This is a genomic window from Streptomyces sp. NPDC005496 (assembly GCF_042872045.1).
In the GTDB taxonomy this organism is placed as follows: domain Bacteria; phylum Actinomycetota; class Actinomycetes; order Streptomycetales; family Streptomycetaceae; genus Streptomyces.
Genome location: NZ_JBIAJQ010000005.1, coordinates 503176 through 526563, shown reverse-complemented (window position 1 = coordinate 526563; position 23388 = coordinate 503176). Strand labels below are relative to the sequence as shown.

At 71.5% G+C, this 23388-nt stretch carries 17 protein-coding genes and 1 riboswitch; of the genes, 10 read left to right on the top strand and 7 right to left on the bottom strand.

The features are described from left to right. Positions 1–15 precede the first annotated feature (15 nt). The 6 genes from ACFYQQ_RS18425 (at position 16) to ACFYQQ_RS18400 (ending at position 5737) form a co-directional block, all read left to right on the top strand. Positions 16–1779: an SDR family oxidoreductase gene (locus ACFYQQ_RS18425; RefSeq protein WP_388904842.1), complete on the top strand. Its 1764-nt coding sequence runs from the start codon at positions 16–18 to the stop codon at positions 1777–1779. After that, positions 1776–2006, top strand: a complete 231-nt coding sequence (locus tag ACFYQQ_RS18420; RefSeq protein WP_356163656.1) for a hypothetical protein — start codon at positions 1776–1778, stop codon at positions 2004–2006. The genes ACFYQQ_RS18425 and ACFYQQ_RS18420 overlap by 4 nt, the downstream gene beginning before the upstream one ends. Positions 2007–2075: 69 nt before the next feature. Beyond that, positions 2076–3020, top strand: a complete 945-nt coding sequence (locus tag ACFYQQ_RS18415) for a MerR family transcriptional regulator (protein WP_356238110.1) — start codon at positions 2076–2078, stop codon at positions 3018–3020. 122 nt (positions 3021–3142) lie between these two features. Beyond that, positions 3143–3703, top strand: a complete 561-nt coding sequence (locus ACFYQQ_RS18410; RefSeq protein ID WP_356238109.1) for an RNA 2'-phosphotransferase — start codon at positions 3143–3145, stop codon at positions 3701–3703. Between the two features lie 63 nt (positions 3704–3766). Beyond that, positions 3767–4678 carry an LLM class flavin-dependent oxidoreductase gene (locus tag ACFYQQ_RS18405; RefSeq protein ID WP_388904841.1) on the top strand — a complete coding sequence of 304 codons (912 nt, stop codon included), beginning with the start codon at positions 3767–3769 and terminating at the stop codon, positions 4676–4678. 171 nt (positions 4679–4849) lie between these two features. Beyond that, complete coding sequence (locus tag ACFYQQ_RS18400) at positions 4850–5737, top strand: Cof-type HAD-IIB family hydrolase (protein ID WP_355779298.1); 888 nt, start codon at positions 4850–4852, stop codon at positions 5735–5737. Positions 5738–5813: 76 nt separating this feature from the next. Here ACFYQQ_RS18400 and ACFYQQ_RS18395 read toward each other — a convergent pair whose 3' ends face one another. The 5 genes from ACFYQQ_RS18395 to ACFYQQ_RS18375 form a co-directional block, all read right to left on the bottom strand. After that, positions 5814–6860 (bottom strand): M23 family metallopeptidase, encoded by a 1047-nt coding sequence (locus tag ACFYQQ_RS18395; RefSeq protein WP_388904840.1) that lies wholly within the window; start codon positions 6858–6860, stop codon positions 5814–5816. A 176-nt stretch (positions 6861–7036) separates the two neighbouring features. Then, positions 7037–8755: a GAF domain-containing protein gene (locus tag ACFYQQ_RS18390; protein ID WP_355783646.1), complete on the bottom strand. Its 1719-nt coding sequence runs from the start codon at positions 8753–8755 to the stop codon at positions 7037–7039. Positions 8756–8846: 91 nt separating this feature from the next. Beyond that, the gene (gene cydD, locus ACFYQQ_RS18385) at positions 8847–12569 is read right to left on the bottom strand and encodes a thiol reductant ABC exporter subunit CydD (protein ID WP_355783648.1); all 3723 of its coding nucleotides are present in this window, start codon (positions 12567–12569) and stop codon (positions 8847–8849) included. A 101-nt stretch (positions 12570–12670) separates the two neighbouring features. Further along, a complete protein-coding gene (cydB, locus tag ACFYQQ_RS18380; protein ID WP_355783651.1) occupies positions 12671–13675 on the bottom strand; it encodes a cytochrome d ubiquinol oxidase subunit II in 1005 nt (334 codons plus the stop codon). 20 nt (positions 13676–13695) lie between these two features. After that, positions 13696–15201 carry a cytochrome ubiquinol oxidase subunit I gene (locus tag ACFYQQ_RS18375; protein ID WP_355783653.1) on the bottom strand — a complete coding sequence of 502 codons (1506 nt, stop codon included), beginning with the start codon at positions 15199–15201 and terminating at the stop codon, positions 13696–13698. 240 nt (positions 15202–15441) lie between these two features. Here ACFYQQ_RS18375 and ACFYQQ_RS18370 point away from each other — a divergent pair, with 240 nt between their 5' ends. Then, positions 15442–15888: a cyclophilin-like fold protein gene (locus ACFYQQ_RS18370; RefSeq protein ID WP_356163663.1), complete on the top strand. Its 447-nt coding sequence runs from the start codon at positions 15442–15444 to the stop codon at positions 15886–15888. Between the two features lie 210 nt (positions 15889–16098). On the opposite strand, the gene hisC is transcribed toward ACFYQQ_RS18370, so the two are convergent. Next, positions 16099–17178: a histidinol-phosphate transaminase gene (gene hisC / locus ACFYQQ_RS18365; protein WP_355782347.1), complete on the bottom strand. Its 1080-nt coding sequence runs from the start codon at positions 17176–17178 to the stop codon at positions 16099–16101. 420 nt (positions 17179–17598) lie between these two features. Between hisC and ACFYQQ_RS18360 the strand changes: the two genes are divergently transcribed. The 3 genes from ACFYQQ_RS18360 (at position 17599) to ACFYQQ_RS18350 (ending at position 21039) form a co-directional block, all read left to right on the top strand. Next, positions 17599–18711, top strand: a complete 1113-nt coding sequence (locus ACFYQQ_RS18360; RefSeq protein WP_355782344.1) for a LacI family DNA-binding transcriptional regulator — start codon at positions 17599–17601, stop codon at positions 18709–18711. Between the two features lie 194 nt (positions 18712–18905). Continuing rightward, complete coding sequence (locus tag ACFYQQ_RS18355; protein WP_355782353.1) at positions 18906–19991, top strand: metallophosphoesterase; 1086 nt, start codon at positions 18906–18908, stop codon at positions 19989–19991. 181 nt (positions 19992–20172) lie between these two features. Next, positions 20173–21039 (top strand): hypothetical protein, encoded by an 867-nt coding sequence (locus ACFYQQ_RS18350; protein WP_355782341.1) that lies wholly within the window; start codon positions 20173–20175, stop codon positions 21037–21039. 354 nt (positions 21040–21393) lie between these two features. On the opposite strand, the gene thiC is transcribed toward ACFYQQ_RS18350, so the two are convergent. Next, the gene (gene thiC / locus ACFYQQ_RS18345; protein WP_355782338.1) at positions 21394–23196 is read right to left on the bottom strand and encodes a phosphomethylpyrimidine synthase ThiC; all 1803 of its coding nucleotides are present in this window, start codon (positions 23194–23196) and stop codon (positions 21394–21396) included. Further along, positions 23189–23345: riboswitch (TPP riboswitch) on the bottom strand. It overlaps the preceding gene by 8 nt. Positions 23346–23388: the final 43 nt, after the last annotated feature.

Sequence of the window (23388 nt, the reverse complement as noted above, 5' to 3'; positions counted from 1 at the left end):
GACAGGGAGCTTTCGATGACGGGGCTGGACGGCGCGCGCGTGCGCCGGGTGCGGACGGGCGGGGTCGAGCTGTGCGTCGCCGAGCTGGGTGACGAGACCCGGCCGACGGTGGTGCTGGTGCACGGCTATCCCGACTCCAAGGAGGTGTGGTCCGAGGTCGCGGCCCGCCTCGCGGAGCGTTTCCACGTGGTGCTCTACGACGTGCGCGGGCACGGCGCGTCGACGGCGCCGCAACCCCTGCGCGGCGGCTTCACGCTGGAGAAGCTGACGGACGACTTCCTGGCCGTCGTGGACGCGGTGAGCCCGGACAGGCCGGTGCACCTGGTGGGGCACGACTGGGGTTCCGTGCAGTCCTGGGGGTTCGTCACGGTCGCCCGCACCGAGGGCAGGATCGCGTCGTTCACCTCGATGTCCGGGCCCTCGCTCGACCACTTCGGCCACTGGATCAAGCAGCGCACGAAGCGGCCGACCCCCCGCCGGGTCGGCCAGCTCCTCGGCCAGGGCGCCAAGTCCTGGTACGTGTACCTGCTGCACACGCCGGTCCTGCCCGAGCTGGCCTGGCGCGGCCCCCTGGGTAAGCGGTGGCCGAAGATCCTCCAGCGCGTGGAGAAGGTGCCCGCCGACGGCTATCCGACCCCGTCGCTGCCCTCGGACGCGGCTCACGGGGCCTGGCTGTACCGGGACAACGTCCGGGCACGGCTCGGCCGCCCGCGCGAGGACGCCTACGCACACGCGCCCGTGCAGCTCATCACGCCGCTGGGGGACGCGTTCCTCTCCGAGCGGCTCTACGACGGACTGGAGCGGTGGGCACCGCAGCTGGTGCGCCGCACGCTCCCGGCCAAGCACTGGGTCCCGCGCACCCGCCCGGACCAGCTGGCCTCCTGGATCACGGACTTCGTCCAGGCCAACGAGGACGGCGTCCCGGCGCACGACAAGCCGGCCACCGGCCGGTACGCGCACCGCTTCGGCGGACAGCTCGTGCTCGTCACGGGCGCGGGCAGCGGCATCGGCCGGGCCACCGCGTACGCCTTCGCCGAGGCCGGCGCCCGCCTGGTGGCCGTCGACCGGGACGCCGAGGCGGCGGCCCGCACGGCGGAGATGGCCCGGCTGATCGGCTCCCCCGCGTCCTGGGCCGAGACCGTCGACGTCTCGGACGAGCAGGCCATGGAGAAGCTCGCCGAGAAGGTCGCCACCGAGTACGGCGTGGTCGACGTCCTGGTGAACAACGCGGGCATCGGGCTCTCCGGCTCCTTCTTCGACACGACCGCCGAGGACTGGAGGAAGGTCCTCGACGTCAACCTGTGGGGTGTGATCCACGGCTGCCGGCTCTTCGGGAAGCAGATGGCCGAGCGCGGGCAGGGCGGCCACATCGTCAACACCGCGTCGGCGGCGGCGTACCAGCCCTCGAAGGCGCTGCCCGCCTACAGCACCTCCAAGGCGGCGGTGCTGATGCTCAGCGAGTGCCTGCGCGCCGAGCTCGCGGGCCAGGGCATCGGCGTCTCGGCGATCTGCCCGGGCTTCGTCAACACGAACATCACCTCGACGGCCCGCTTCGCCGGGGTCGACGCCACCGAGGAGAAGCGCCGCCAGAAGCGGACGGCACGGCTGTACGGGCTGCGCAACTACCCGCCGGAGAAGGTCGCCGACGCGATCCTGCGGGCGGTCGTGCGCAACGAGGCGGTCGTGCCGGTCACGCCCGAGGCGCGCGGCGCCCATCTCATGTCGCGCTTCGCTCCGCGGGCGCTGCGCGCGATCGCCCGGCTGGAGCCGCCGCTGTGAGCGCCTCCGGGACCCTGGCCGGCCGCCTGCGGTACTCGCTCGCCGCTCACGACAGGGCCGTACGCGAGGGGCTGCTCCCCACCTGGCGGCAGCTCGGCACCGCCGTACCCCGCTATCTGCGGCGGTCGTACCATCCCCCGCGGGAGTGCTCGCCGCGTGCGGAGGAGGAGCACCTGGCACGCTCACCCGCGGCGGCAAGGGCGATCGGGCGGGCGGCCCTCGCGTAGCGGCGGCACCGGGTGCACCAACGGCCGTGCACCAAGCGGTTGTTGCACGGAAAGGCAGGAAGCGTGAGCGTGAACGGTGAGCCGGCCGGCGGCGCCTACCGGATCGAGGACCTGGCGCACCGCAGTGGCGCCACGGTCCGCACGATCCGCGCCTACCAGGACCGGGGGCTGCTCCCCCGCCCCGAGCGGCGGGGCCGGGCGAACGTGTACTCGGACGCGCACCTGGCCCGGCTCCGGCAGATAGCCGACCTGCTGGACCGCGGCTACACGCTGGCCTCCATCAAGGAACTCCTGGAGGCCTGGGACGCGGGCCGGGGGCTCGGCGGGGTGCTCGGACTCGTCGCGGAGGTCGACGGACCGTGGACGGACGAGGAGGCGGTGCGTATCTCCCGGGCCGAGCTCGACGAGCGGTTCGGCGGGCACCCGGACGACGCGGCCGTCGCCGACGCGGTCGAGCTGGGCGTGCTGGAGCGCGTCCCGGGCGAGGACGAGACCTACCTCGTGCCGAGCCCCCAAGAGCTTTCCGTAGCAGTGGAGTTGTACGAGGCGGGCGTCCCGCTGTCCGCGATCGCCTCCCATCTGCGGGAGTTGAGGGGCCAGGTCGAGCACATCGCCTCCCGTTTCCTGGAGTTCACCACCGAGCACGTCTTCGCGCGCTATCTCGGCGAGCACCCGCCGACGGACACCGAAGCGACGGAAGCGGCATCGCTCGTACGCCGGCTGCGGCCGCTCGCCCAGCAGTCCGTGGATGCCGAACTGGCCCGTGCCATGCGCCTGTTCGCCACCCGTCACCTGCACCGGCACCTCGGGACCGGATCACCCCAGGAACACCCTGCGGAGACGCGTGACGTCGCGATACCCGCCGACACAATGCGTGCCGTGGAGCGCCTGGTTGGCGCGGGCAACGCGGCCGCCTTCATCACCGCGGCGGCCGAACGAGAGGTGCACGGCAGGACCTTGGACGCCCTTGCAGCAAGCCCGCCTGGGTGCAACGGCGTTGCTGAACAGCCGTAAATAACACAGTAGTTGTCCACAGAATCGCCAATTCCCCTGTGGATAACCGCACTTGCTTGTGGATCAAACCTCCGGACCAAAATCGATCGCGTGACGCGCGTCTCTCCAGGCACCCTGGCGGGATGAACGAACCGATCGACGACAGACGCACCGTGAAGGTGTCGAAGTACCTCTCGAAACACCTGCGGCACCAGCCCGAGCGGATCGGGCTCACGCTCGCGGAGGGCGGCTGGGTCGAGATCGAGGAACTGATCGCCGCCGCCACCGAGCACGGCTTCCCTTTCAGCCGCGCCGAACTCGACCACGTGATCGCCACGAACGACAAGCGGCGTTTCGCCGTCGAGGGCACCCGGATCCGCGCCAGCCAGGGCCACTCGGTCGAGGTCGATCTCGGACTGCCCCCGGCGACCCCACCCGCGTACCTCTACCACGGGACCGTGGCACGCAGCCTGGACGCGATCCGCGCCGAGGGGCTGCGGCCCATGAACCGCCACGACGTGCACCTCTCGGCCGACCGCGAGACCGCCACCCGCGTCGGCGCCCGCCGGGGCCGTCCGGTCGTCCTCTCCGTCGACGCCGCCGCCATGCACCGCGACGGTCACGTCTTCCACGTCAGTGAGAACGGGGTCTGGCTCACGGCCGCCGTACCCCCGCGCTACCTGCGCTTTCCCGCACCGCACTGACCGGACCCGCGCGAGGGCGGAGGGCGGCCACCGGCACTGCCCGGCTCCGCTTAGGCTCGACGCATGAGTCTGCGTCTGAGCACCGTGATCCTGCCGTACCTCCGCTGGCACGAGGGCGGCCGCGCGACCTGGCAGCGCGCGGAGCAGCTCGGCTTCCACACCGCGTTCACGTACGACCACCTGTCCTGGCGGACCTTCCGGGACGGTCCGTGGTTCGGTGCCGTGCCGACCCTGACCGCCGCGGCCGCCGTCACCGACCGCCTCCGCCTCGGCACGCTGGTGACCTCGCCGAACTTCCGGCACCCGGTCACCCTGGCCAAGGAACTGATCTCCCTCGACGACATCTCGAACGGCCGGATCACCCTCGGCGTCGGCGCGGGCGGCACCGGCTTCGACGCCACCGCGCTGGGCCAGGAGCCCTGGACCCCGCGCGAGCGCGCCGACCGCTTCGGCGAGTTCGTGCCGCTGCTCGACCGGCTGCTCACCGAGGACGGCAAGGACGGGGTCACCTACGACGGCACCTTCTACTCGGCCCACGAGGCCCGGAACATCCCGGGCTGCGTCCAGCGCCCCCGGCTGCCCTTCGCGGTGGCCGCGACCGGTCCGCGCGGGCTGAGGCTCGCCGCCCGGTACGGACAGGCGTGGGTGACGACGGGCGACCCGAAGCTGTACGAGACGGGCACCTCCGAACAGTCGATTCAAGCCATTCGCGGACAGGTCGAGAAGCTGGGTGCCGCCTGCGCGGAGGCCGGCCGTGACGTGGCCGGGCTCGACAAGCTGCTGCTGACCGGGTTCACCCCGGCCCGGGGGCGGCCGCTGGAGTCCCTCGACGCGTTCGTCGACTTCGCGGGCCGGCACATGGAGCTTGGATTCACCGACATCGCGATCCACTGGCCCATCCCCGACTCGGATTTCGCGGCCGACGAGAAGGTCTTCGAGCAGATCGCCGTCGAGGCCGTCGCGCAGCTGGGCTGACCCGCCGGGCGCCGGGACGAGGGCCCACCGGTGGTGGCGGCGCGGGTCCTCCCCGGCGGTGGTGGAGCGCGCAGGACCCGCGGCGCCCGTCCGGCGACAGCGGAAGGTGACGGCCCTGGTGGGGACGGTAATCACTCACATGTGCGGACCCCCGCACGAGCGTGCAGGCATATGCGGGAGAATGACGTGGTGACCTCAGCGACTCGACGGCCCGAGACCCCGGCCTCCACCGTTCCCACCCGGCTGATCGCCACGGACCTCGACGGCACCCTGCTGCGCGACGACAAGACGGTGTCCGAGCGCACGATCGCCGCCCTCGCCGCCGCCGAGGAGGCCGGCATCGAGGTCTTCTTCGTCACCGGGCGCCCCGCGCGCTGGATGGACGTCGTCAGCGACCACGTCCACGGCCACGGTCTCGCGATCTGCGGCAACGGCGCCGCCGTGGTCGACCTGCACGGCGGCCCCGGCGCCCACCGCTTCGTCAAGGTCCGCGAGCTCGAACCCCGCACCGCCCTCGACGTCGTCGAGCTGCTGCGCTCCGCGGCGCCGGGCACCGCGTGCGCCGTCGAGCGCACCTACGGACTCCACCTGGAACCGGCCTACCCCTCGCTGCACATGGAGCCCCCGGAGACCATCGCCCCGGCCGAGAAGCTCCTGGCGCCGGACGCCCCCGACGCCGACCAGCCGGTGCTCAAGGTCCTCGCCTACCACCCGGAGATCGCTCCGGACGACTTCCTCACCCTCGCCCGCCTGGCCATCGGCGACCGCGCCAACGTGACCCGCTCCAGCCCGAGCGCCCTGCTGGAGATCAGCGGGCCGGGTGTCTCCAAGGCGAGCACCCTCGCGCTGTGCTGTGCCGAGCGCGGCATCTCCCACGAGGAGGTCGTCGCCTTCGGTGACATGCCGAACGACGTCGAGATGCTGACCTGGGCGGGCCGGTCGTACGCGATGGGCAACGCCCACCCCGCCGCGATCGCCGCCGCCTCCGGACAGACGGTCGCCAACAACGAGGACGGCGTGGCGGTCGTGATCGAGCGGATCCTGGCGGACCGGGTCTAGGGTCCCCCGGGCGCCCGGCGCCGCCCTTGGTCTCCGGTGCCCGAACTGGGGCGAGGGCCCGGCGACCGTCGCGGGCCTACAGCTCCACCCCGTGCCCGGCCAGCCACGGCACGGGGTCGACGGCGGACCCCATGTCCGGCGTGATCCGCACCTCGAAGTGCAGATGCGGACCGGTCGAGTTGCCGGACGTGCCGGACTGCCCGACCCACTGCCCCGCCGCGACCCGCTCCCCCTGGTCGACGGTGACGGCGGCGAGGTGCGCGTACTGCGTGTAGTAGCCGCCCGGGTGCTCGACCACGACCTCGATGCCGAAGGGCCCGCCGCACGACACCCGCTCGACCCGCCCCGCGCCCACCGCCCGTACCGGCGTGCCGATGGGCACCGCGAAGTCCTGCCCGGTGTGCCGGGCCGCCCAGTGCTCGCCCCCGCTGCCGAAGGACGCGGACAGGTCGTAGGTCTCCACCGGGGTGAGCCACGGGGACTCCGGGCCGGTCTCCGGCTGGTCCAGCCGGACGGCACCTCGGCACGAACCCGCCGCGACCGACGCGTCCGCCTGGCTCTGCAGCGTCGAACGCGCCGCGTCCAGCTTCGCCTGGACGGTCCGCTTCACCTCGGCCAGCTGCCCGGTGAACTTCTCCAGCGCCTGCCACTCCGACGCCGCCTTCGCCTCGTCCGCGGCGAGTCTCGTCTCCGCCCGCCGGCTCTTGGACACCGCGTTGTTGACGGCGAGGTCCGCCTGCCAGACCGCCCGCTGGCCCCGCATCAGCTCCTCGGGGCTGTCCGCGAGCAGCAGCTGCGCCGTGTACGGGAGTCCGCCGCCCTGCCGGTACTGGGCTCGCGCGATCCTGCCGAGGTCCCCGTGCAGCGCTGCGATCCCCCGCCGCTCACGTACGAGGAGTTCGTCGGCCCGTCGCGCCCTGGCGCGCAGCGCATCGGCCTCGCGACGTCCCGTCTCGTAGCGCCGCGTCGCCACGGAGGCGTCCTCGTACAGGCGCGCCACCTGGGCGCTGACGTCCAGCTCCTCACCGGACTCGCCGTCGGACGCCGCGGGCCCTGCCGTGAGGACGGCGAGCGCGCACAGCAGGGCCGGCACGAGCAGCAGGGGGCGGCGAGGTGAGCGCATGCCAGCGATCGTGTCCCGCGCCGGGGCCCGCGGTCCTGTTCAAGTCGTACGCATGGGGGACCGGACGCCACGGACGGGCCATCCGGCTCGGCCGAACAGGGAACCGGCTTCGGCGTGTCGCGGCCGACGGCCCTCGGAGCTGCTACGGGCCCCTCCGCGGGCCCGCGGCCGCCGGTTCAGTGGGGCGCCTCCCACACCACCGTCGTGCCTCCACCGTTCCGCCCGATCCCGGGCCCGTACCAACTGTCGCCGCCCAGCGATTCGGCACGCCGCTTGAGGTTCAGCAGTCCACTGCGCCGGCCGCCCTCGGGGATGCCGACGCCGTCGTCGGCGACCGTGAGCCGTACACCCGGTTCACCGCCCGGTAGGACGGCCGCCGCGTCGACGGTGACGTCGATCCGGGAGGCCCCGGCGTGCCGGAAGGCGTTGGAGAGCGCCTCGCGCAGCGCGGCGATGAGGTTCTTGCCGGTGAGTTCGCCGACCACCGTGTCGACCGGGCCCACGAAGTGGTGGACGGGCTTGAAGCCGAGGGGGACGGCGGCCATGTTGATCTCGCGCAGGACCCGGGTCCGCAGCCCGGACGGTTCCTCGGCCGGTCCCCGTTGCAGCGCGAAGATGGCGGTGCGGATCTCCTGGATGGTGACGTCGAGTTCGTCGACCGCCTTGCCGACGCCCTGCCGCACCTCGGGCACGATGGAACGCCGTTGAGCGCTCTCCAGCATCATCCCGGTGGCGAACAGCCGTTGGATGACGAGGTCGTGCAGGTCACGGGCGATGCGGTCGCGGTCCTCGTACACGGCGAGCCGTTCCCGGTCGCGCTGTGCCTCGGCCATCATCAGGGCGAGCGCCGCCTGCGAGGCGAACTGCGCCGCCAGGGTGCGCTCGCTCTGCGTGAACGGCCGGGCGCCCCGTCCGCGCGGGGTGACCAGGGCGCCGAGGACGCGGCCGCCGCTCTGCAGGGGCAGCATCATGGCGGGCCCGTACTCGCGCGCCAGGTCGGTGAGCATCCGAGGGTCGGTGGCCGCGTCCTCGACGAACACGGGATCGCCCGCCAGGACTTCGGCGACGATCTCGCTCTGCGGCGGGACGACGACTCCGAGCGCCTCGGAGGGCCGGTCCGAGGCGACGGAGACGATCTCCAGGCCGCCCTCGTCCGCGGGCAGCAGCACGATCCCCGCCGCGGAGCCGGAGAGCCGCCGGGCCTGTTCGGCGACGACCTGGAGCGGGTCCTCGGTGTCGCCGCCCGAGAGCAGAGCGGTGGTGACGGCCACCGAGCCGTCGATCCAGCGCTCGCGCTGCTTGGCGGCCTCGTACAGCCGGGCGTTGCCGACGGCGATGCCCGCCTCCGTGGCCAGCACCCTCAGCATGTGGAGGTCGTCCTCACCGAACGGGCCGCCGCCGTGCTTCTCGGACACGTACAGGTTGCCGAAGATCTCACCCTGCACCCGGATGGGGACGCCGAGGAAGCTGCGCATCGGGGGATGGTGCTCCGGGAAGCCGCTGCACCGCGGATCGTCGGTCAGGTCGGCGAGGCGTACGGCTTCCGGTTCGTGGATCAGCGCGCCGAGCAGCCCCCGGTGCCCGTCGGGCGGCCGGCCGATGCGTCGGGCGACCTCCTCGTCGACCCCGTGGTAGACGAAGTCCGCGAGTCCCTCGCCGTCCTCGGAGACGACCCCGATGGCCGCGTAGCGCGCGTCGGCCAGTTCGGCCGCGGTCTCGCAGATCCGGTCCAGCGTGGAGTGCAGTTCGAGGCCGGAGCCGACGGACCGCATCGCCCGCAGGAGCTGCGGCACGCGCGCCGTCAGCTCCGCGGAGAGACCTCGAAGACTCCGGGACGTCCGGGGCACCGCGCCCGGGCCGGCCTGCGGTTCGGGCGAGGTGCGGGCTGCTGACATGCCTTGAGAGTAGTTAGTCCGATTTGCAAGGGAAAGTCGAGATGTGCCGAGCGCTCCGGCCCCGGCCGCCGCACACGGCCCGGACCGCCCCTCAGTGCTGTGCCGCACCCACGAGCGCCTCGCTCTCGGACTCCCGCCGCCGCATCTCCCGCAGGGGCCCGTCCACCGCCGCCAGCTCGGCGTACGGTCCCCGCTGCACCACACGCCCTTCCGCCAGCACGATCACCTCGTCCACCGCGTCGAGCCCGGCCAACCGGTGCGTGATCACCACGGTCGTACGGCCCTCGGTCGCGGCGAGCAGATCCGCGGTGAGCGCGTCCGCCGTCGGGAGGTCGAGGTGCTCGGCGGGCTCGTCGAGGACGAGGACGGGGAAGTCGGCCAGCAGGGCCCGTGCCAGCGCGAGCCGCTGCCGCTGCCCGCCGGACAGCCGGGCCCCGTGCTCGCCGATCAGCGTGTCGAGCCCGTCGGGCAGCGCGTCCACCCAGTCGAGGAGCCGGGCCCGCGCGAGTGCGTCCCGCAGTTCGCCCTCCGTGCCGTCCCTCTGGGCCAGCAGCAGGTTCTCGCGCACGGAACTGTCGAAGAGGTGCGCGTCCTGGGCGCACAGCCCGACGAGCCGCCGTACGTCGTCGCCGTCCATCGCGCGGGCGTCCACGCCACCGAGCGTGTACGTGCCCGCCGCCGGGTCCAGGAACCGCAGCAGCACCTGCGCCAGCGTCGTCTTTCCGGCGCCGGAGGTGCCGACCACGGCGACCCTGCGCCCCCGGTCGAGCGTGAGGTCGAGCCCGGCCAGCGCGTCCCGATGCTGTCCGGCGTGACGGGCGGTGAGCGACCGCACCCGCAGCGGGAACGGCGACGCGGGCGCGGGCTCCGGCAGCTCCGGCTCCTGTACGGGCTCGGGTGCGTCCAGGACCTCGTACACCCGCTCCGCGCTCCTGCGCACCCGCTGGCGGTACTGGACGGCGAGCGGCATCCCCAGCACGGCCTCGAAGGCGGCCAGCGGGGTGAGGACAACGACGGCCATCGTCACACCGCCGAGGCGCCCGTCGGCGACGGCCTGCGCGCCGACGAGTGCGGCGGCCGTCACCGTCAGGCCGGACACGAGGGCGGTGAGACCGTCCCCGAGCGCGGTCGCCGTGGCCGCGCGGGAGGCGATGCCGGTGAGCACGGTGTCGGCGTCGCGCGCCTGCGCGGTACGCGACGGGAGGGCACCGGCGACGGTCAGCTCGGCCGTCCCGGTGAGCAGGTCGGCCACCCGGGTCGCGAGCACTCCGCGGGCGGGCGCCAGCCTGCGCTCGGCGCGGCGGGCCACGGCGCCGGTCAGCAGGGGGACCCCGGCACCGGCGGTGAGCAGACCGAGGGCGAGGACGGCGCCGGCCTCGGGCAGCAGCCAGGCGGTGAAGCCGACGGAGGCGGCCGACACCACCAGGGCGGCACCGGCGGGCAGCAGCCACCGCAGCCAGTAGTCCTGGAGGGCGTCCACGTCGGCGACGAGCCGGGACAGCAGGTCGCCTCGCCGGGTGGAGCGCAGTCCGGCGGGCGCCAGCCTCTCCAGGCGCCGGAACACGGCGACCCGGGTGTCGGCCAGCATGCGCAGCACCGCTTCGTGGGACACGAGCCGCTCCGAGTACCGGAACACCGCACGCCCGATGCCGAACGTCCGCGTGGCCGTCACGGCCATCATCAGGTAGAGCACGGGCGGCTGCTGCGACGCCCTGGAGATGAGCCATCCCGAGGTCGCCATCAGCCCGACGGCGCTGCCGAGCGCGAGGCTGCCGAGCAGGAGAGCCAGGACGAGACGGCCGCGCCTGGCGTCCGCCATGGTCCGCACGCGCGCCAGCACTCCGCCGCGCTCGTGGCGGACGGGTGCCCCCGAGTGCTCCCGCCCCGTCGCCTCACCCGCGTCCACGAACACCGGACCGGTCGCGGCAGCGGCCGGCACGACAGCCACCAGACTGTCCCCCGCGACGGAGGACCCGACCTGGTCATTCGAAGAACGGGGTGCGGAGGCCGAGACCGACGTGCTCCGAGCGGAAGGCGCGACCGACGTACGGGGCGCGGAAGGCGCGACGCCGGGTGCCGGGACCGATGTCCGGGGCCCGGAGACGGTGGCGCCCGGTGCCGGGACCGTCGTCCGGAGCCCGGTGGCGGCGGGACCGGCGGCTTCCGGGAGGTGGAACTCCTGGGGCGTCGGCTCCAGCCGCACCACCCGGTCGGCCACACCCAGCAGCGCGGGCCGGTGGACGACGAGCAGCACCGTCCGCCCCACCGCGAGCCGCCGCACCGCCTCCACCACCTCTGCCTCCGTCGCCCCGTCCAGGGCGGCCGTCGGCTCGTCGAGGAGCAGCACCGGCCGGTCCGCCAGGAACGCCCGGGCTAGGGCGAGGCGCTGGCGCTGACCCGCGGAGAGCCCGGTGCCGTCCTCGCCGAGGACCGTGTCCACCCCGTCGGGCAGAGCCGCGACGAAGTCCAGCGCGCCCGCGTCGGCGAGCGCCCGCGTGAGTGCCGCGTCGTCGGCGTCGGGGCGTGCCAGCCGGACGTTCTCGGCGACGGACCCCGCGAACAGGTGAGGGCGCTGCGGCACCCACGCGATCCGCGAGCGCCATTCCGTCAGGTCGGCGGACGTGAGATCGACGTCCCCGGCCAGCACCCGTCCCGACGTCGGCCGTACGAAGCCGAGGAGCACGTTGAGGAGCGTCGACTTGCCCACGCCGCTCGGCCCGACGAGGGCCACCGTCTCGCCCCGCTCGACCGTGAACGACGCGTGGGACACCGCGTCGGCCGACCGCCCGGCGTACCGCACGGACACGTCCTCGAAAGTGATCCGTCCCTCCGGCGCTACGAGCGAACCGGACGCCGGCACGGGGGTCTCCAGCACCGCGAAGATCTCCTCGGCCGCGGCCAGCCCCTCGGCGGCGGCGTGGTACTGCGCGCCTACCTGCCGCAGCGGCAGGTAGGCCTCGGGCGCGAGGACGAGGATGACCAGCCCCACGTAGAGGTCCATGTCGCCGTGGACGAGCCGCATGCCGATGGTGACCGCGACGAGAGCGACCGAGATCGTGGCGAGCAGCTCCAGCACGAAGGACGACAGGAAGGCGATCCGCAGCGTCCGCATGGTCGCCTGCCGGTACTCACCGGTGATGCGCCGGATCGACTCGGCCTGCGCCTTCGCCCGGCCGAACACCTTCAGGGTCGGCAGTCCCGCGACCACGTCCAGGAAGTGGCCCGACAGCCGGGACAGCAGCTGCCACTGACGGTCCATCTGGGACCGGGTGACCCAGCCGATCAGCACCATGAACAGGGGGATCAACGGCAGGGTGCCGACGATGATCGCCGCCGAGACCCAGTCCTCCGTGACGATCCGCGCGAGCACGGCCACCGGCACGACCACCGCGAGCCCCAACTGGGGGAGGTAGCGGGAGAAGTAGTCGTCGAGGGCGTCGATTCCCCGTGTGGCGAGTGCGACGAGGGAACCGGTGCGCTGCCCGCCGAGCCATCCCGGTCCGAGCTGCGCGGCCCGCTCCAGCACCCGCCCACGCAACTCCGACTTCACCGCCGCACTCGCCCGGTGTGCCGCGAGTTCCGTCAGCCAGGAGACGAGGGCACGACCGATCGCGACGAGCGCCAGCAGGGCGAGCGGTGTGGCCAGTTCACCGGCCGAGCGGCCGTGCTGGAAGGCACCCACCACGATCTCGGCGATGAGCATGGCCTGAGCGATGACCAGTGCCGCCCCGGCCGTTCCCAGGCCGACGACCGCCACGAGGAAGAGGCGAGTGGCGCGGGCGTACCGGATCAGGCGCGGGTCGATCGGTTTCACGTGAAACACACTCTCGGTTCAGCGGGTGCGTTCCGAGCGGAAACGCACCCTTCGTTCCAGACGGCATGTTTCACGTGAAACATGCCCCTCGGCACGCGGGCTCAGTGAGCGACGTCCGCGATGTGCTGCGTACCGATCCGCTTGCGGAACACCCAGTAGGTCCACGACTGGTAGAGCAGGACCAGCGGCGTGGCGATCCCCGCGCACCAGGTCATGATCTTCAGCGTGTACGGACTCGACGAGGCGTTGGTGACCGTCAGGCTCCAGTCCGCGTCGAGCGAGGAAGGCATGACGTTCGGGAAGAGCGTCAGGAAGAGCATGGCGACGGCGGCCACGATGGTGAGCCCCGAGAGCGCGAACCCCCAGCCCTCACGCCCCGCCTTTACTGCGCCCAGGGCCGCGACCAGTGCGGCCACCGCCACCACCATGGCGACCAGGGACTTGCCGTCCCCGCTCTCCACCTGCGTCCAGAGCAGGAAGAGCAGCGCCAGCACGGCGGTCACCGCACCGACCTGGAGCGCCAGCTTCCGTGCCCGCTCACGGATGTCCCCCACGGTCTTGAGCCCGACGAACACCGTCCCGTGGAAGGTGAAGAGCGTCAACGTGACCAGGCCGCCCAGCAGGGCGTAGGGGTTGAGCAGGTCCCAGAGGGTGCCGACGTACTCCATGTCGGAGTCGATCTTCACCCCGCGCACGATGTTGCCGAAGGCCACGCCCCACAGGATCGCCGGGATCAGCGAGGTCCAGAAGATCGCGGTCTCCCAGTTGCGCTGCCAGCTCTCCTCGGCCCGCTTGACCCGGTACTCGAAGGCAACACCGCGCACGATCAGGCAGAGCAGGATCACCAGCAGCGGCAGGTAGAAGCCGGAGAAGAGGGTCGCGTACCACTCCGGGAAGGCGGCGAAGGTCGCACCGCCCGCGGTGAGCAGCCACACCTCGTTGCCGTCCCAGACGGGTCCGATCGTGTTGATGAGGACCCGCTTCTCGGCGCGGTCGCGGGCCAGCAGCCTGGTGAGCACCCCGACCCCGAAGTCGAAGCCCTCCAGGAAGAAGTAGCCGGTCCACAGGACGGCGATGAGGACGAACCAGACGTCGTGAAGTTCCATGACTCAGCAGCTCCCTGGGCCTAGTAGGAGAAGGCCATCGGCTTGTCGGCGTCACGGGAGTCGCCGCCGATCCTGGTGGGCGGGTTGAGGTCGTTCTCGGTGAGCTCGGGCGGCCCGGCCTTGACGTACTTGACGAGCAGCCTGACCTCGATGACGGCGAGGACCGCGTACAGCGCCGTGAAGGCGATCATCGAGGTGACGACCTCGCCCTGCGAGACACCGGGGGAGACGGCGTCGCGGGTCTGCATCACGCCGTAGACGACCCAGGGCTGGCGTCCCATCTCCGTGAAGATCCAGCCCCACGAGTTGGCGATCAGCGGGAAGGCCATGGTCCACAGCGCCGCGAGCCAGTACAGCCGGGTGAGCCTCGATCCGAGCGGCTTCTTCAGCAGCACCAGGTGCGGCACCTCGTCGTCGCCGGTCCGGTGGGCGGCGGGCAGCAGGAACCTCTTGCGCGTGAGCCACAGGCCCAGCAGGCCGAGCGAGAAGGACGCCATGCCGAAGCCGATCATCCACCGGAAGCCCCAGTAGGCGACGGGGACGATGGGCTTGTAGTCACCGGGGCCGAACTGCTCCCGCAGTTCCTTGTTGGTGTCGTTGATCCCGGGCACGTAGGACTCGAAGTCGCTGTGGGCGAGGAACGAGAGCAGTCCGGGTATCTCCAGGGCGACCTTGTTGTGCCCCTTGTCGACGTCCCCGTAGGCGAACACGGAGAACGGCGCCGGCTTCTCGCCGTCCCACAGCGCCTCGGCGGCGGCCATCTTCATCGGCTGCTGCTCGTACATGACCTTGCCGAGGGTGTCGCCGCTGATCGCCGTGAGCAGTCCGCCGACCGCGAGCGTGACCAGGCCGAGCCGCAGCGAGGTGCGCATCACCGGGATGTGCTTCTTGCGCATGAGGTGGAAGGCGGCGATGCCCACCATGAAGGCACCACCGGTCAGGAAGGCCGCCGAGAAGCTGTGGAAGACCTGGTTGAGCGCGGTGTTCTGGGTCAGGACCCGCCAGAAGTCGGTGAGCTCGGCGCGGCCCTTCTCCTCGTTCATCCGGTAGCCGACGGGGTGCTGCATCCACGAGTTGGCCGCGAGGATGAAGTACGCCGACAGCAGCGTGCCGATGGAGACCATCCAGATGCAGGCGAGGTGGATCTTCTTCGGCAGCTTGTCCCAGCCGAAGATCCACAGGCCGATGAAGGTCGACTCGAAGAAGAAGGCGATCAGGGCCTCGAAGGCCAGCGGCGCACCGAAGACGTCACCGACGAAGCGCGAGTAGTCGGACCAGTTCATGCCGAACTGGAACTCCTGCACGATGCCGGTGACGACACCCATCGCGATGTTGATCAGGAAGAGCTTCCCCCAGAACTTGGTGGCCCTGAGGTACTTCTCGTTCTCCGTGCGCACCCAGGCGGTCTGCAGGCCGGCGGTGAGCGCGGCGAGCGAGATCGTCAGGGGGACGAAGAGGAAGTGGTAGACGGTGGTGATGCCGAACTGCCATCGCGCCAGTGTCTCCGGCGCCAGAGCCAATTCCACGTCGTCAGTCTCCTTACGTCACCGCCGTGGTTGCGGCGGCCGCTTGCCCTCTTTGTCACGCACATCACGGAGCAAACGGGACACGCTTGTGAACGCGTTCACATTCACAAGCAATTATGACGCATGCCCGTTCGAAGCGTGAGCGGCGGGGGGTCCCTAAGTGCGGGCCGGTCGGCCTCTGGCGCGAAGACGCCGGTCAGGACCCTTGGCAAGCACTTCAACATATTGTTGAATCCGCGCATGCAGATACGGATCTCCTGGCCGGCGGGACACCTCACCGCGGCCCTCGACGACACCCCGACCACCCGGGTCCTCGCCCGGGCGCTGCCGCTCGTCTCCACTGCCCGCACCTGGGGCGAGGAGGTCTACTTCGACACGGGCGTCGCGGTCGCCGTCGAGGGCGACGCCCGGCAGGTCGTCGCCCCGGGCACGGTGGCGTTCTGGACCGACGGCGACGCCCTGGCCCTCCCTTACGGGCCCACGCCGATCTCACAGGGGTACGGGCTGCCCGCGGACGAGTTCGAGGGCGAGTGCCGCCTCGCGAGTCCGTGCAACCTTCTCGGCCGCGTGGAGGGCGACCCGCGCGTCCTCGCGACCGTCCGGGACGGCGACCCCGTACGCGTCGAGCTCGTGGACGAGCGGTGGTCCCCGCCGGATGCGGCGAGGACCACCGAAGGAAACGTGTGACTTCCGGAAGGCCGGTCAGCAGGGAGTGAGCCCAGGACGCCCGGCGTCACCACGGGCTCGCCACCGGGCCGGGCGCAGAGGCGCGGGTCCGCCAGGAGGGACCGGGCCCACCGGGCCGAGCGCCAGAGGCCCGGCCCTCACCAGAAGGGACCGGGCCCGCTCGCCGGGGTGAGGGCAGAGGCACCCGGCGTCGCGGCGCTTCCGCGGCGCCTACAGCTCCCTGCGGAATCCTTCCGCCACCTTCAGGAAGATGTCGTTCGCCTCGGCCTCGCCGATCGTCGCCCGCATCCCCTCGCCGGCGAACGGCCGTACGACGACACCGGCCTGCTCGCAGGCCGCGGCGAAGTCGAGCGTGCGCTCCCCCAGCCGCAGCCACACGAAGTTGGCCTGCGTCTCGGGCACCGTCCAGCCCTGACCGCGCAGCGTCTCGACCACCCGCTGGCGCTCGCACACCAGGGCGCCGACCCGGCCGAGCAGCTCGTCCTCGGCGCGCAGCGAGGCGATGGCGGCCTCCTGGGCGAGCTGGCTCACGCCGAACGGCACCGCCGTCTTGCGCAGCGCGGCCGCCACGGGCTCGTGGGCGATCGCGAAACCGACCCGCAGACCCGCCAGGCCGTACGCCTTGGAGAAGGTGCGCAGCACGCACACGTTGGGCCGCTGCCGGTAGATCTCGACGCCGTCCGGCACCTCGGGATCGCGGATGAACTCGCGGTACGCCTCGTCGAGGACCACCAGGACGTCGCTCGGCACCCGGTCCAGGAACCGCTCCAGCTCGGCCCGGCGCACCACGGTGCCGGTCGGGTTGTTGGGGTTGCAGACGAAGATCAGCCGCGTCCGGTCGGTGATCGCGTCCGCCATGGCGTCCAGGTCGTGCACGTCACCCGAGGTCAGCGGGACCCGCACCGAGGTGGCGCCGCTGATCTGCGTGATGATCGGGTACGCCTCGAAGGACCGCCAGGCGTAGATGACCTCGTCGCCCGGCCCGCTGGTCGCCTGCAGCAGCTGCTGGGCGACCCCGACCGAGCCGGTGCCCGTGGCGAGGTGCGAGAGCGGCACCCCGAAGCGGTTCGACAGCTCGTCCATCAGGCCCGTGCAGGCCATGTCCGGGTAGCGGTTGAAGGACCCGGCCGCCGCGGTCACCCTCTCCATCACGCCGGGCAGCGGCGGGTAGGGGTTCTCGTTCGACGACAGCTTGTACGCCACCGGGCCGTCGGCCGCGGCGGCCTTGCCGGGCTTGTAGGTGGGGATACCCTCCAGCTCGGCACGCAGCTTGGGGCTCGTCTCGCTCACCGCAGTCCTCCTCGCGACCACCACCGGCTCATGACCCGCACCGGCATCCAATGCTTCTCACCTTATGAGGATTCGGCCCCACTGCGAATGGGGCTGTGGACAGCCGCCCGCATCCGCGAGGTCATCCCCACCCGAAGGTGTACGAGCCGCGCAAAACAGGGGGCGCACCGTCCGCTTCGACACGCGCCGGTGGCTCACTCCGTGGCGCGCGTCCCTCGTCGGGGTGAGTTGAGACCTCTTCGAAACATGGCCCACTTGGCAGGCTTGTGCGCGCCGACAAGTCACGTACTGCCATTGCATCGTTCAAACACCTCTGAATCAAAGGCAGTTGACGCTTTTCGATCATGCAGAAACGTGCCTGTCAACGAGTGAATATGCGTCCGCACTACCCCACCGCATGAGCCCTACTATCGGCTCGCCATGACAGCAGCAGGGAAGCACCAGGTGAGCCGGGCGGACACTCCCCGCCGAGGCGGTCGGCCGGGCCGGGCGGGCATCAGAGACGTGGCCGCAGCCGCCGGAGTCTCCATCACGACCGTCTCCGACGCCCTCAACGGGAAGGGCCGGCTGCCGGACGCCACCCGACGCCATGTCCGGGAGGTGGCCGACCGGTTGGGTTATCGCCCCTCCGCGGCGGCCCGAACCCTCCGTACCGGCAAGTCGGGCCTCATCGGCCTGACCGTGACGACGTACGGGGATGAACCTTTCACCTTCACCGAGTTCGCCTACTTCGCCGAGATGGCCAGAGCCGCCACCTCCGCCGCCCTCGCCCGGGGCTACGCCCTGGTCATCCTGCCCGCCACCTCCCGACACGACGTCTGGTCGAACGTCGCGCTCGACGGCACCGTGGTCATCGACCCCTCCGACCACGACCCGGTGGTCAGTGAGCTGGTCCGCCAGGGCTTACCGGTCGTCTCCGACGGCCGCCCGGCCGGCTCCCTCCCGGTGACCGCGTGGGTCGACAACGACCACGAGGCGGCGGTCCTCGGCATCCTCGACCACCTGGCCGACGCCGGCGCACGCCGGATCGGCCTCCTCACCGGCACCACCACGGACACCTACACCCACCTCTCCACGAGCGCGTACCTGCGCTGGTGCGAGCGCGTCGGCCAGGACCCTGTGTACGAGGCCTACCCCGCGCACGACCCGTGCGCGGGCGCCGTCGCCGCCGACCGGCTGCTCGCCCGGCCCGACCGCCCCGACGCCGTCTACGGTCTCTTCGACCCGAACGGCACCGACCTGCTGGCCGCGGCCCGCCGCTACGGCCTGCGCGTACCGGACGACCTCCTGCTCGTCTGCTGCAGCGAGTCCACCGTCTACGCCAGCACCGAACCGCCCATCACCACGCTCTCCCTGAAGCCCCGCCGGATCGGCACGGCCGTCGTCCAGCTCCTCATCGACGCCATCGAGGGCCTCGAATCGGACCAGCCGGTCGAACAGGTGATACCGACGGAGCTGATCGTGCGTACGTCCTCCGAGCGACGTCCGCCGCGCACGACGGTCAGCCCGCCGCGGTCCCCGGAGGAGGGCTGAGTCACAGGTGGCGGGACCGGCGCCGAGTGGGAAGCACCACCCAATTGGGGCGAAAGCCGCGGTGAAGCGAGGTCTTGCTCCGATTCACCACCCCTGGGTCATCACATGGCGCGATCCGCATTCCTATGATGGGCGGACGACACCGCGGGCCGCTGCGACCAGGCAGTCCGAAGCGGTGCAGATGCGGCGCGATGGTGGTGGAGGGGTCGATGACTCAGGGGGCCGGTCAGGGACCCGAGGTGCTGCGCACGGCGACGCTGCGCGACTTCCGGGTTCCCGCGTACGTCCACGAGACCGGTCCGTACGCGCAGAGCTCGCCCCCCGAGGAGGGCGCGCCGTCCGTCCCGGAGCCGGCGGAGTACACGCCGACCCAGCGCGATCTGCCCGTCATCAACCGGGGGGACACGCTCCAGGTCCACGTCGACCCCGCCGCCGCGCCCGCCCCGCAGCCCGCCGAGGGACCCGGCCCGCTGTACGTCGTCGGTGACGTGCACGGCTACCTCGACCAGCTCGTCGCGGCGCTCCAGGCGCAGGGCCTCATCGACGCCGCGGGCAACTGGTGCGCCGGCACGTCCCGGCTGTGGTTCCTCGGCGACTTCACCGACCGCGGCCCGGACGGCATCGGGGTCATCGACCTCGTGATGCGGCTGTCCGCCGAGGCGGCGGCGGTCGGCGGCTACTGCAAGGCGCTCATGGGCAACCACGAGCTGCTGCTGCTCGGCGCCAAGCGGTTCGGCGACACTCCCGTCAACTCCGGTGCGGGGACGGCCACCTTCCAGGCCGCCTGGCTCCTCAACGGCGGCCAGAAGACCGACATGGACCGCCTCCAGGACCACCATCTTCAGTGGATGGCCCGCCTGGACGCCATGGAGATCTCCGACGGGCATCTCCTCGTGCACTCCGACACCACCGCCTACCTCGACTACGGCGACTCCATCGAGGCGGTCAACGACACCGTCCGTGAGACCCTCACCCGCAACGACGCCGACGAGTGCTGGGACCTGTTCCGCAAGTTCACCAAGCGCTTCGCCTTCCGCGACGACGGTGGCGCCGAGGCGGTCCGCTCGCTCCTCGACACCTACGGCGGCGCACGCATCGTCCATGGCCACAGCCCCATTCCGTACCTGCTGGGCGAGGTCGGCTCGGAGGACGGCGAGGACAACGCGGGCCCGACGGTCGAGGGACCGCACATCTACGCCGACGGGCTGGCCATCGCGATGGACGGCGGAGTGACCATGGCCGGAAAGCTGCTGGTGCAGCAGCTCCCCCTGGGTAGCTGAGTGTTCGCCGGGCAGGTGTCCCCCGCGAAGGACCCTGCCGGTCAGAGGGCAATTTCCGGAAACCCTCTGTCATCGTGTGCCCTCGCAGCTCTACCATCGGCTTATCCGTAGCAGGCTCCCCTCCGTTTCTGCCCGACGGCTCGTCAGCGTGCGAGCCACCAGCCCTACGGAGCATCGGGGGATGCACATGAACAGCGTTCCGCAGCACCTGCTGAACGAGGACCGCCAGGATTACGAGCGGATCCTCGATGAGGCGCTGCGCTCCGCACCACACCGCCCGGAACTGGCCGCGGTCGGCAAGCGGCTCAACCCCGAACAACTGCGCACGATGGCCCTGAACGCCACGGCTCTCATCACGGCGGCCGCGGCGGCCGAGTACCAGCACTACGTGACGGCCCGCGAGGAACTGCGCCGGCCCGCGTCGTCCGCCCCTTCCGTCCGCGAGGAGTCCGGTTCCACCGAGCCCGGTTCGGGCGCGGTCGGGCTGGCCACCACCATGGGGGAGGTCGCCGAGACGGCCGGAGCCGGTGCCATGGCCGTCGTCGCGGTGCTCGCCCCTGTGCTCGCCGGGACGGCCGCGGCGATATTCCTGCTGGTCGGCTACATCCTGAAGATGCTCGACCCCGAACCGGCGTTCGCGAGGACGATCCTGACCACCGGATGGGTCTTCGGAGCCGTCACTGCGGTCGCCATCCTGGCCGCCGCGGTCGGGCTCCTGCTCACGGCACTGCGCGACGGCGGCTCCTCCTTCCAGGCCGAGGACAGCGGCGAGCTGAACGAGGAGGTGACCCGGGCGGGGGACGCCTGGCGCGAGGCCCTGCTGGAACGCGGCATCCTGCCGTTCCTTCGGGAGGCGCTCGCCGACTCAGGCACGACGGCCGTCAGCCCCAAGTCCCCGGAGCCAACCGGCCGTATGCCGCATCTGGGGTACGGGCGACCGGGGTTCAGCAGCCCGGACGGGGGCCCGGCAGCGGGCCCGCGGCCGAGCTACAGCAGTCCGGACTTCTCCAGCCCGGACTTCGGAGGCCCGGAACACCAGCCGGAGTGACCCCGGCCCGACGTCCCACCAGGCCGGAAGCCCACCGGTAACCCACCGGCGCGCGACGCGACAGGCCGTCGACCATCGACCGCCCAGGCGCCAACCCGCCGGTCCCCGGACGGAGTTCGGCAGCCGGACCGAGCTCCACCTCACCTGTGCCGCCGGACCGGCACCTCGGCCCGGCGGACCGGTTCGAGGTGGCCGCACCCGGCGCGCCGTCGGGCCCGTGGTGCTCCGGGTGCCGCGCACCGCTGTACGGGCCCCTGCCTGCGCCCCGCACAGGGAGCGCAGGCAGGCGGCACAGCGGGCGTCAGGACCGAGCGATCGTCTCGGTCGCGACCGCCGAGGCCCCGTCCAACCGCGTCAGTCCGCCAAGGGCAGATAGACCCGGTTGCCCGCCGCGGCGAACTCCTTGGACTTCTGTGCCATGCCCTCCTCGATCTCCGACGGCGAGTTCCCGTGTTCGCGCCGGATGTCGTGCGAGATCTTCATCGAGCAGAACTTCGGCCCGCACATCGAGCAGAAGTGCGCCGTCTTGGCGGGCTCCGCCGGCAGCGTCTCGTCGTGGAACTCCCGTGCCGTGTCCGGGTCGAGAGCCAGGTTGAACTGGTCCTCCCAGCGGAACTCGAACCGGGCGTCGGACAGCGCGTCGTCCCACTCCTGCGCGCCCGGGTGCCCCTTGGCGAGGTCGGCCGCGTGAGCGGCGATCTTGTAGGTGATCACGCCGGTCTTGACGTCGTCCCGGTTGGGCAGACCCAGGTGCTCCTTGGGCGTGACGTAGCAGAGCATCGCGGTGCCCCACCAGGCGATCATCGCGGCGCCGATACCGGAGGTGATGTGGTCGTACGCCGGGGCGACGTCCGTCGTCAGCGGGCCGAGCGTATAGAACGGAGCTTCATCGCAGATCTCCTGCTGAAGGTCGATGTTCTCCTTGATCTTGTGCATCGGGACATGCCCCGGGCCCTCGATCATGGTCTGTACGTTGAAACGCTTCGCGACCCTGTTGAGTTCCCCGAGTGTCCTCAACTCGGCGAACTGAGCGGCGTCGTTGGCGTCGGCGATCGACCCGGGCCGCAGCCCGTCGCCGAGCGAGTACGTGACGTCGTAGGAGGCGAGGATCTCGCACAGCTCCTCGAAGTTCTCGTAGAGGAAGCTCTCCTTGTGGTGCGCGAGGCACCAGGCCGCCATGATCGAGCCGCCGCGCGAGACGATGCCCGTCTTCCGGTTGGCGGTGAGCGGCACGTACGGGAGGCGGACGCCCGCGTGGACCGTCATGTAGTCCACGCCCTGCTCCGCCTGTTCGATGACGGTGTCCTTGTAGATCTCCCAGGTCAGCTCCTCGGCGCGGCCGTCGACCTTCTCCAGCGCCTGGTAGAGCGGCACGGTGCCGATGGGCACGGGGGAGTTGCGCAGGACCCACTCGCGCGTGGTGTGGATGTTGCGCCCGGTGGACAGGTCCATGACCGTGTCCGCACCCCACTGGGTGGCCCAGGTCATCTTGTCCACCTCCTCCTCGATGGAGGAAGTGACCGCGGAGTTACCGATGTTGGCGTTCACCTTCACCAGGAACCGCTTGCCGATGATCATCGGCTCGATCTCCGGGTGGTTGACGTTCGCGGGCAGCACCGCACGGCCGGCGGCGATCTCCTCGCGTACGACCTCGGGGTCGACGTTCTCGCGGACCGCCACGAACTCCATCTCGGGAGTGACCTCGCCGCGGCGGGCGTACGCGAGTTGCGTGACGGCCTCTCCGGGGCGGCCGCGGCGCGGCTGACGCGGCCGGCCGGGGAACACCGCGTCCAGATTGCGCAGTCCACCGCGCGGGGACGTGTGCTTGATGCCGTCGTCCTCGGGACGCACGGCCCGGCCCGCGTACTCCTCGGTGTCACCGCGGGCGATGATCCAGTTCTCGCGCAGCGGCGCCAGCCCCCTGCGTACGTCGGTGTCGACGGTCGGATCGGTGTACGGGCCCGAGGTGTCGTACAGCGTGACCGACTGCCCGTTGGTGAGGTGCACCTGACGGACCGGCACCCGCAGGTCAGGGCGCGAGCCCTCGACGTACGCCTTGTGCCAGCCGATGGACTTCCCGGCCTCGCCGTTCCGGAGCGAGGCGGATGCCTCGTCCGTCTGGCCGGAGGCAGGCGTGCTTACGTCCTTGTTGGTCATGAGACCTACTCCCTACGCCGGCATTACCCGGTAACAGGTTCAGCGGTCGACGCAGCGATGTCCGTCTGCCGATGTTTCATGTGAAACATCGCAGAGACGGAGGTCAGCGCCCTCTCAGCCCGGTGCTCCGAGCTCCCGCGTGTGCAAAGGTGCCTCCACGCTAGCGTCATATCTGGCGCGGTGAACAGAGGG

Coding starts and splice junctions, on each gene's coding strand:
- thiC (WP_355782338.1), bottom strand. CDS start 23,196: ATGACCAACAAGGACGTAAGCACGCCTGCCTCCGGCCAGACGGACGAG.
- cydB (WP_355783651.1), bottom strand. CDS start 13,675: ATGGAACTTCACGACGTCTGGTTCGTCCTCATCGCCGTCCTGTGGACC.
- ACFYQQ_RS18395 (WP_388904840.1), bottom strand. CDS start 6,860: ATGCGCTCACCTCGCCGCCCCCTGCTGCTCGTGCCGGCCCTGCTGTGC.
- ACFYQQ_RS18360 (WP_355782344.1), top strand. CDS start 17,599: ATGACAGCAGCAGGGAAGCACCAGGTGAGCCGGGCGGACACTCCCCGC.
- ACFYQQ_RS18405 (WP_388904841.1), top strand. CDS start 3,767: ATGAGTCTGCGTCTGAGCACCGTGATCCTGCCGTACCTCCGCTGGCAC.
- ACFYQQ_RS18410 (WP_356238109.1), top strand. CDS start 3,143: ATGAACGAACCGATCGACGACAGACGCACCGTGAAGGTGTCGAAGTAC.
- ACFYQQ_RS18370 (WP_356163663.1), top strand. CDS start 15,442: ATGCAGATACGGATCTCCTGGCCGGCGGGACACCTCACCGCGGCCCTC.
- ACFYQQ_RS18400 (WP_355779298.1), top strand. CDS start 4,850: ATGCGGGAGAATGACGTGGTGACCTCAGCGACTCGACGGCCCGAGACC.
- ACFYQQ_RS18390 (WP_355783646.1), bottom strand. CDS start 8,755: ATGTCAGCAGCCCGCACCTCGCCCGAACCGCAGGCCGGCCCGGGCGCG.
- ACFYQQ_RS18425 (WP_388904842.1), top strand. CDS start 16: ATGACGGGGCTGGACGGCGCGCGCGTGCGCCGGGTGCGGACGGGCGGG.
- ACFYQQ_RS18350 (WP_355782341.1), top strand. CDS start 20,173: ATGCACATGAACAGCGTTCCGCAGCACCTGCTGAACGAGGACCGCCAG.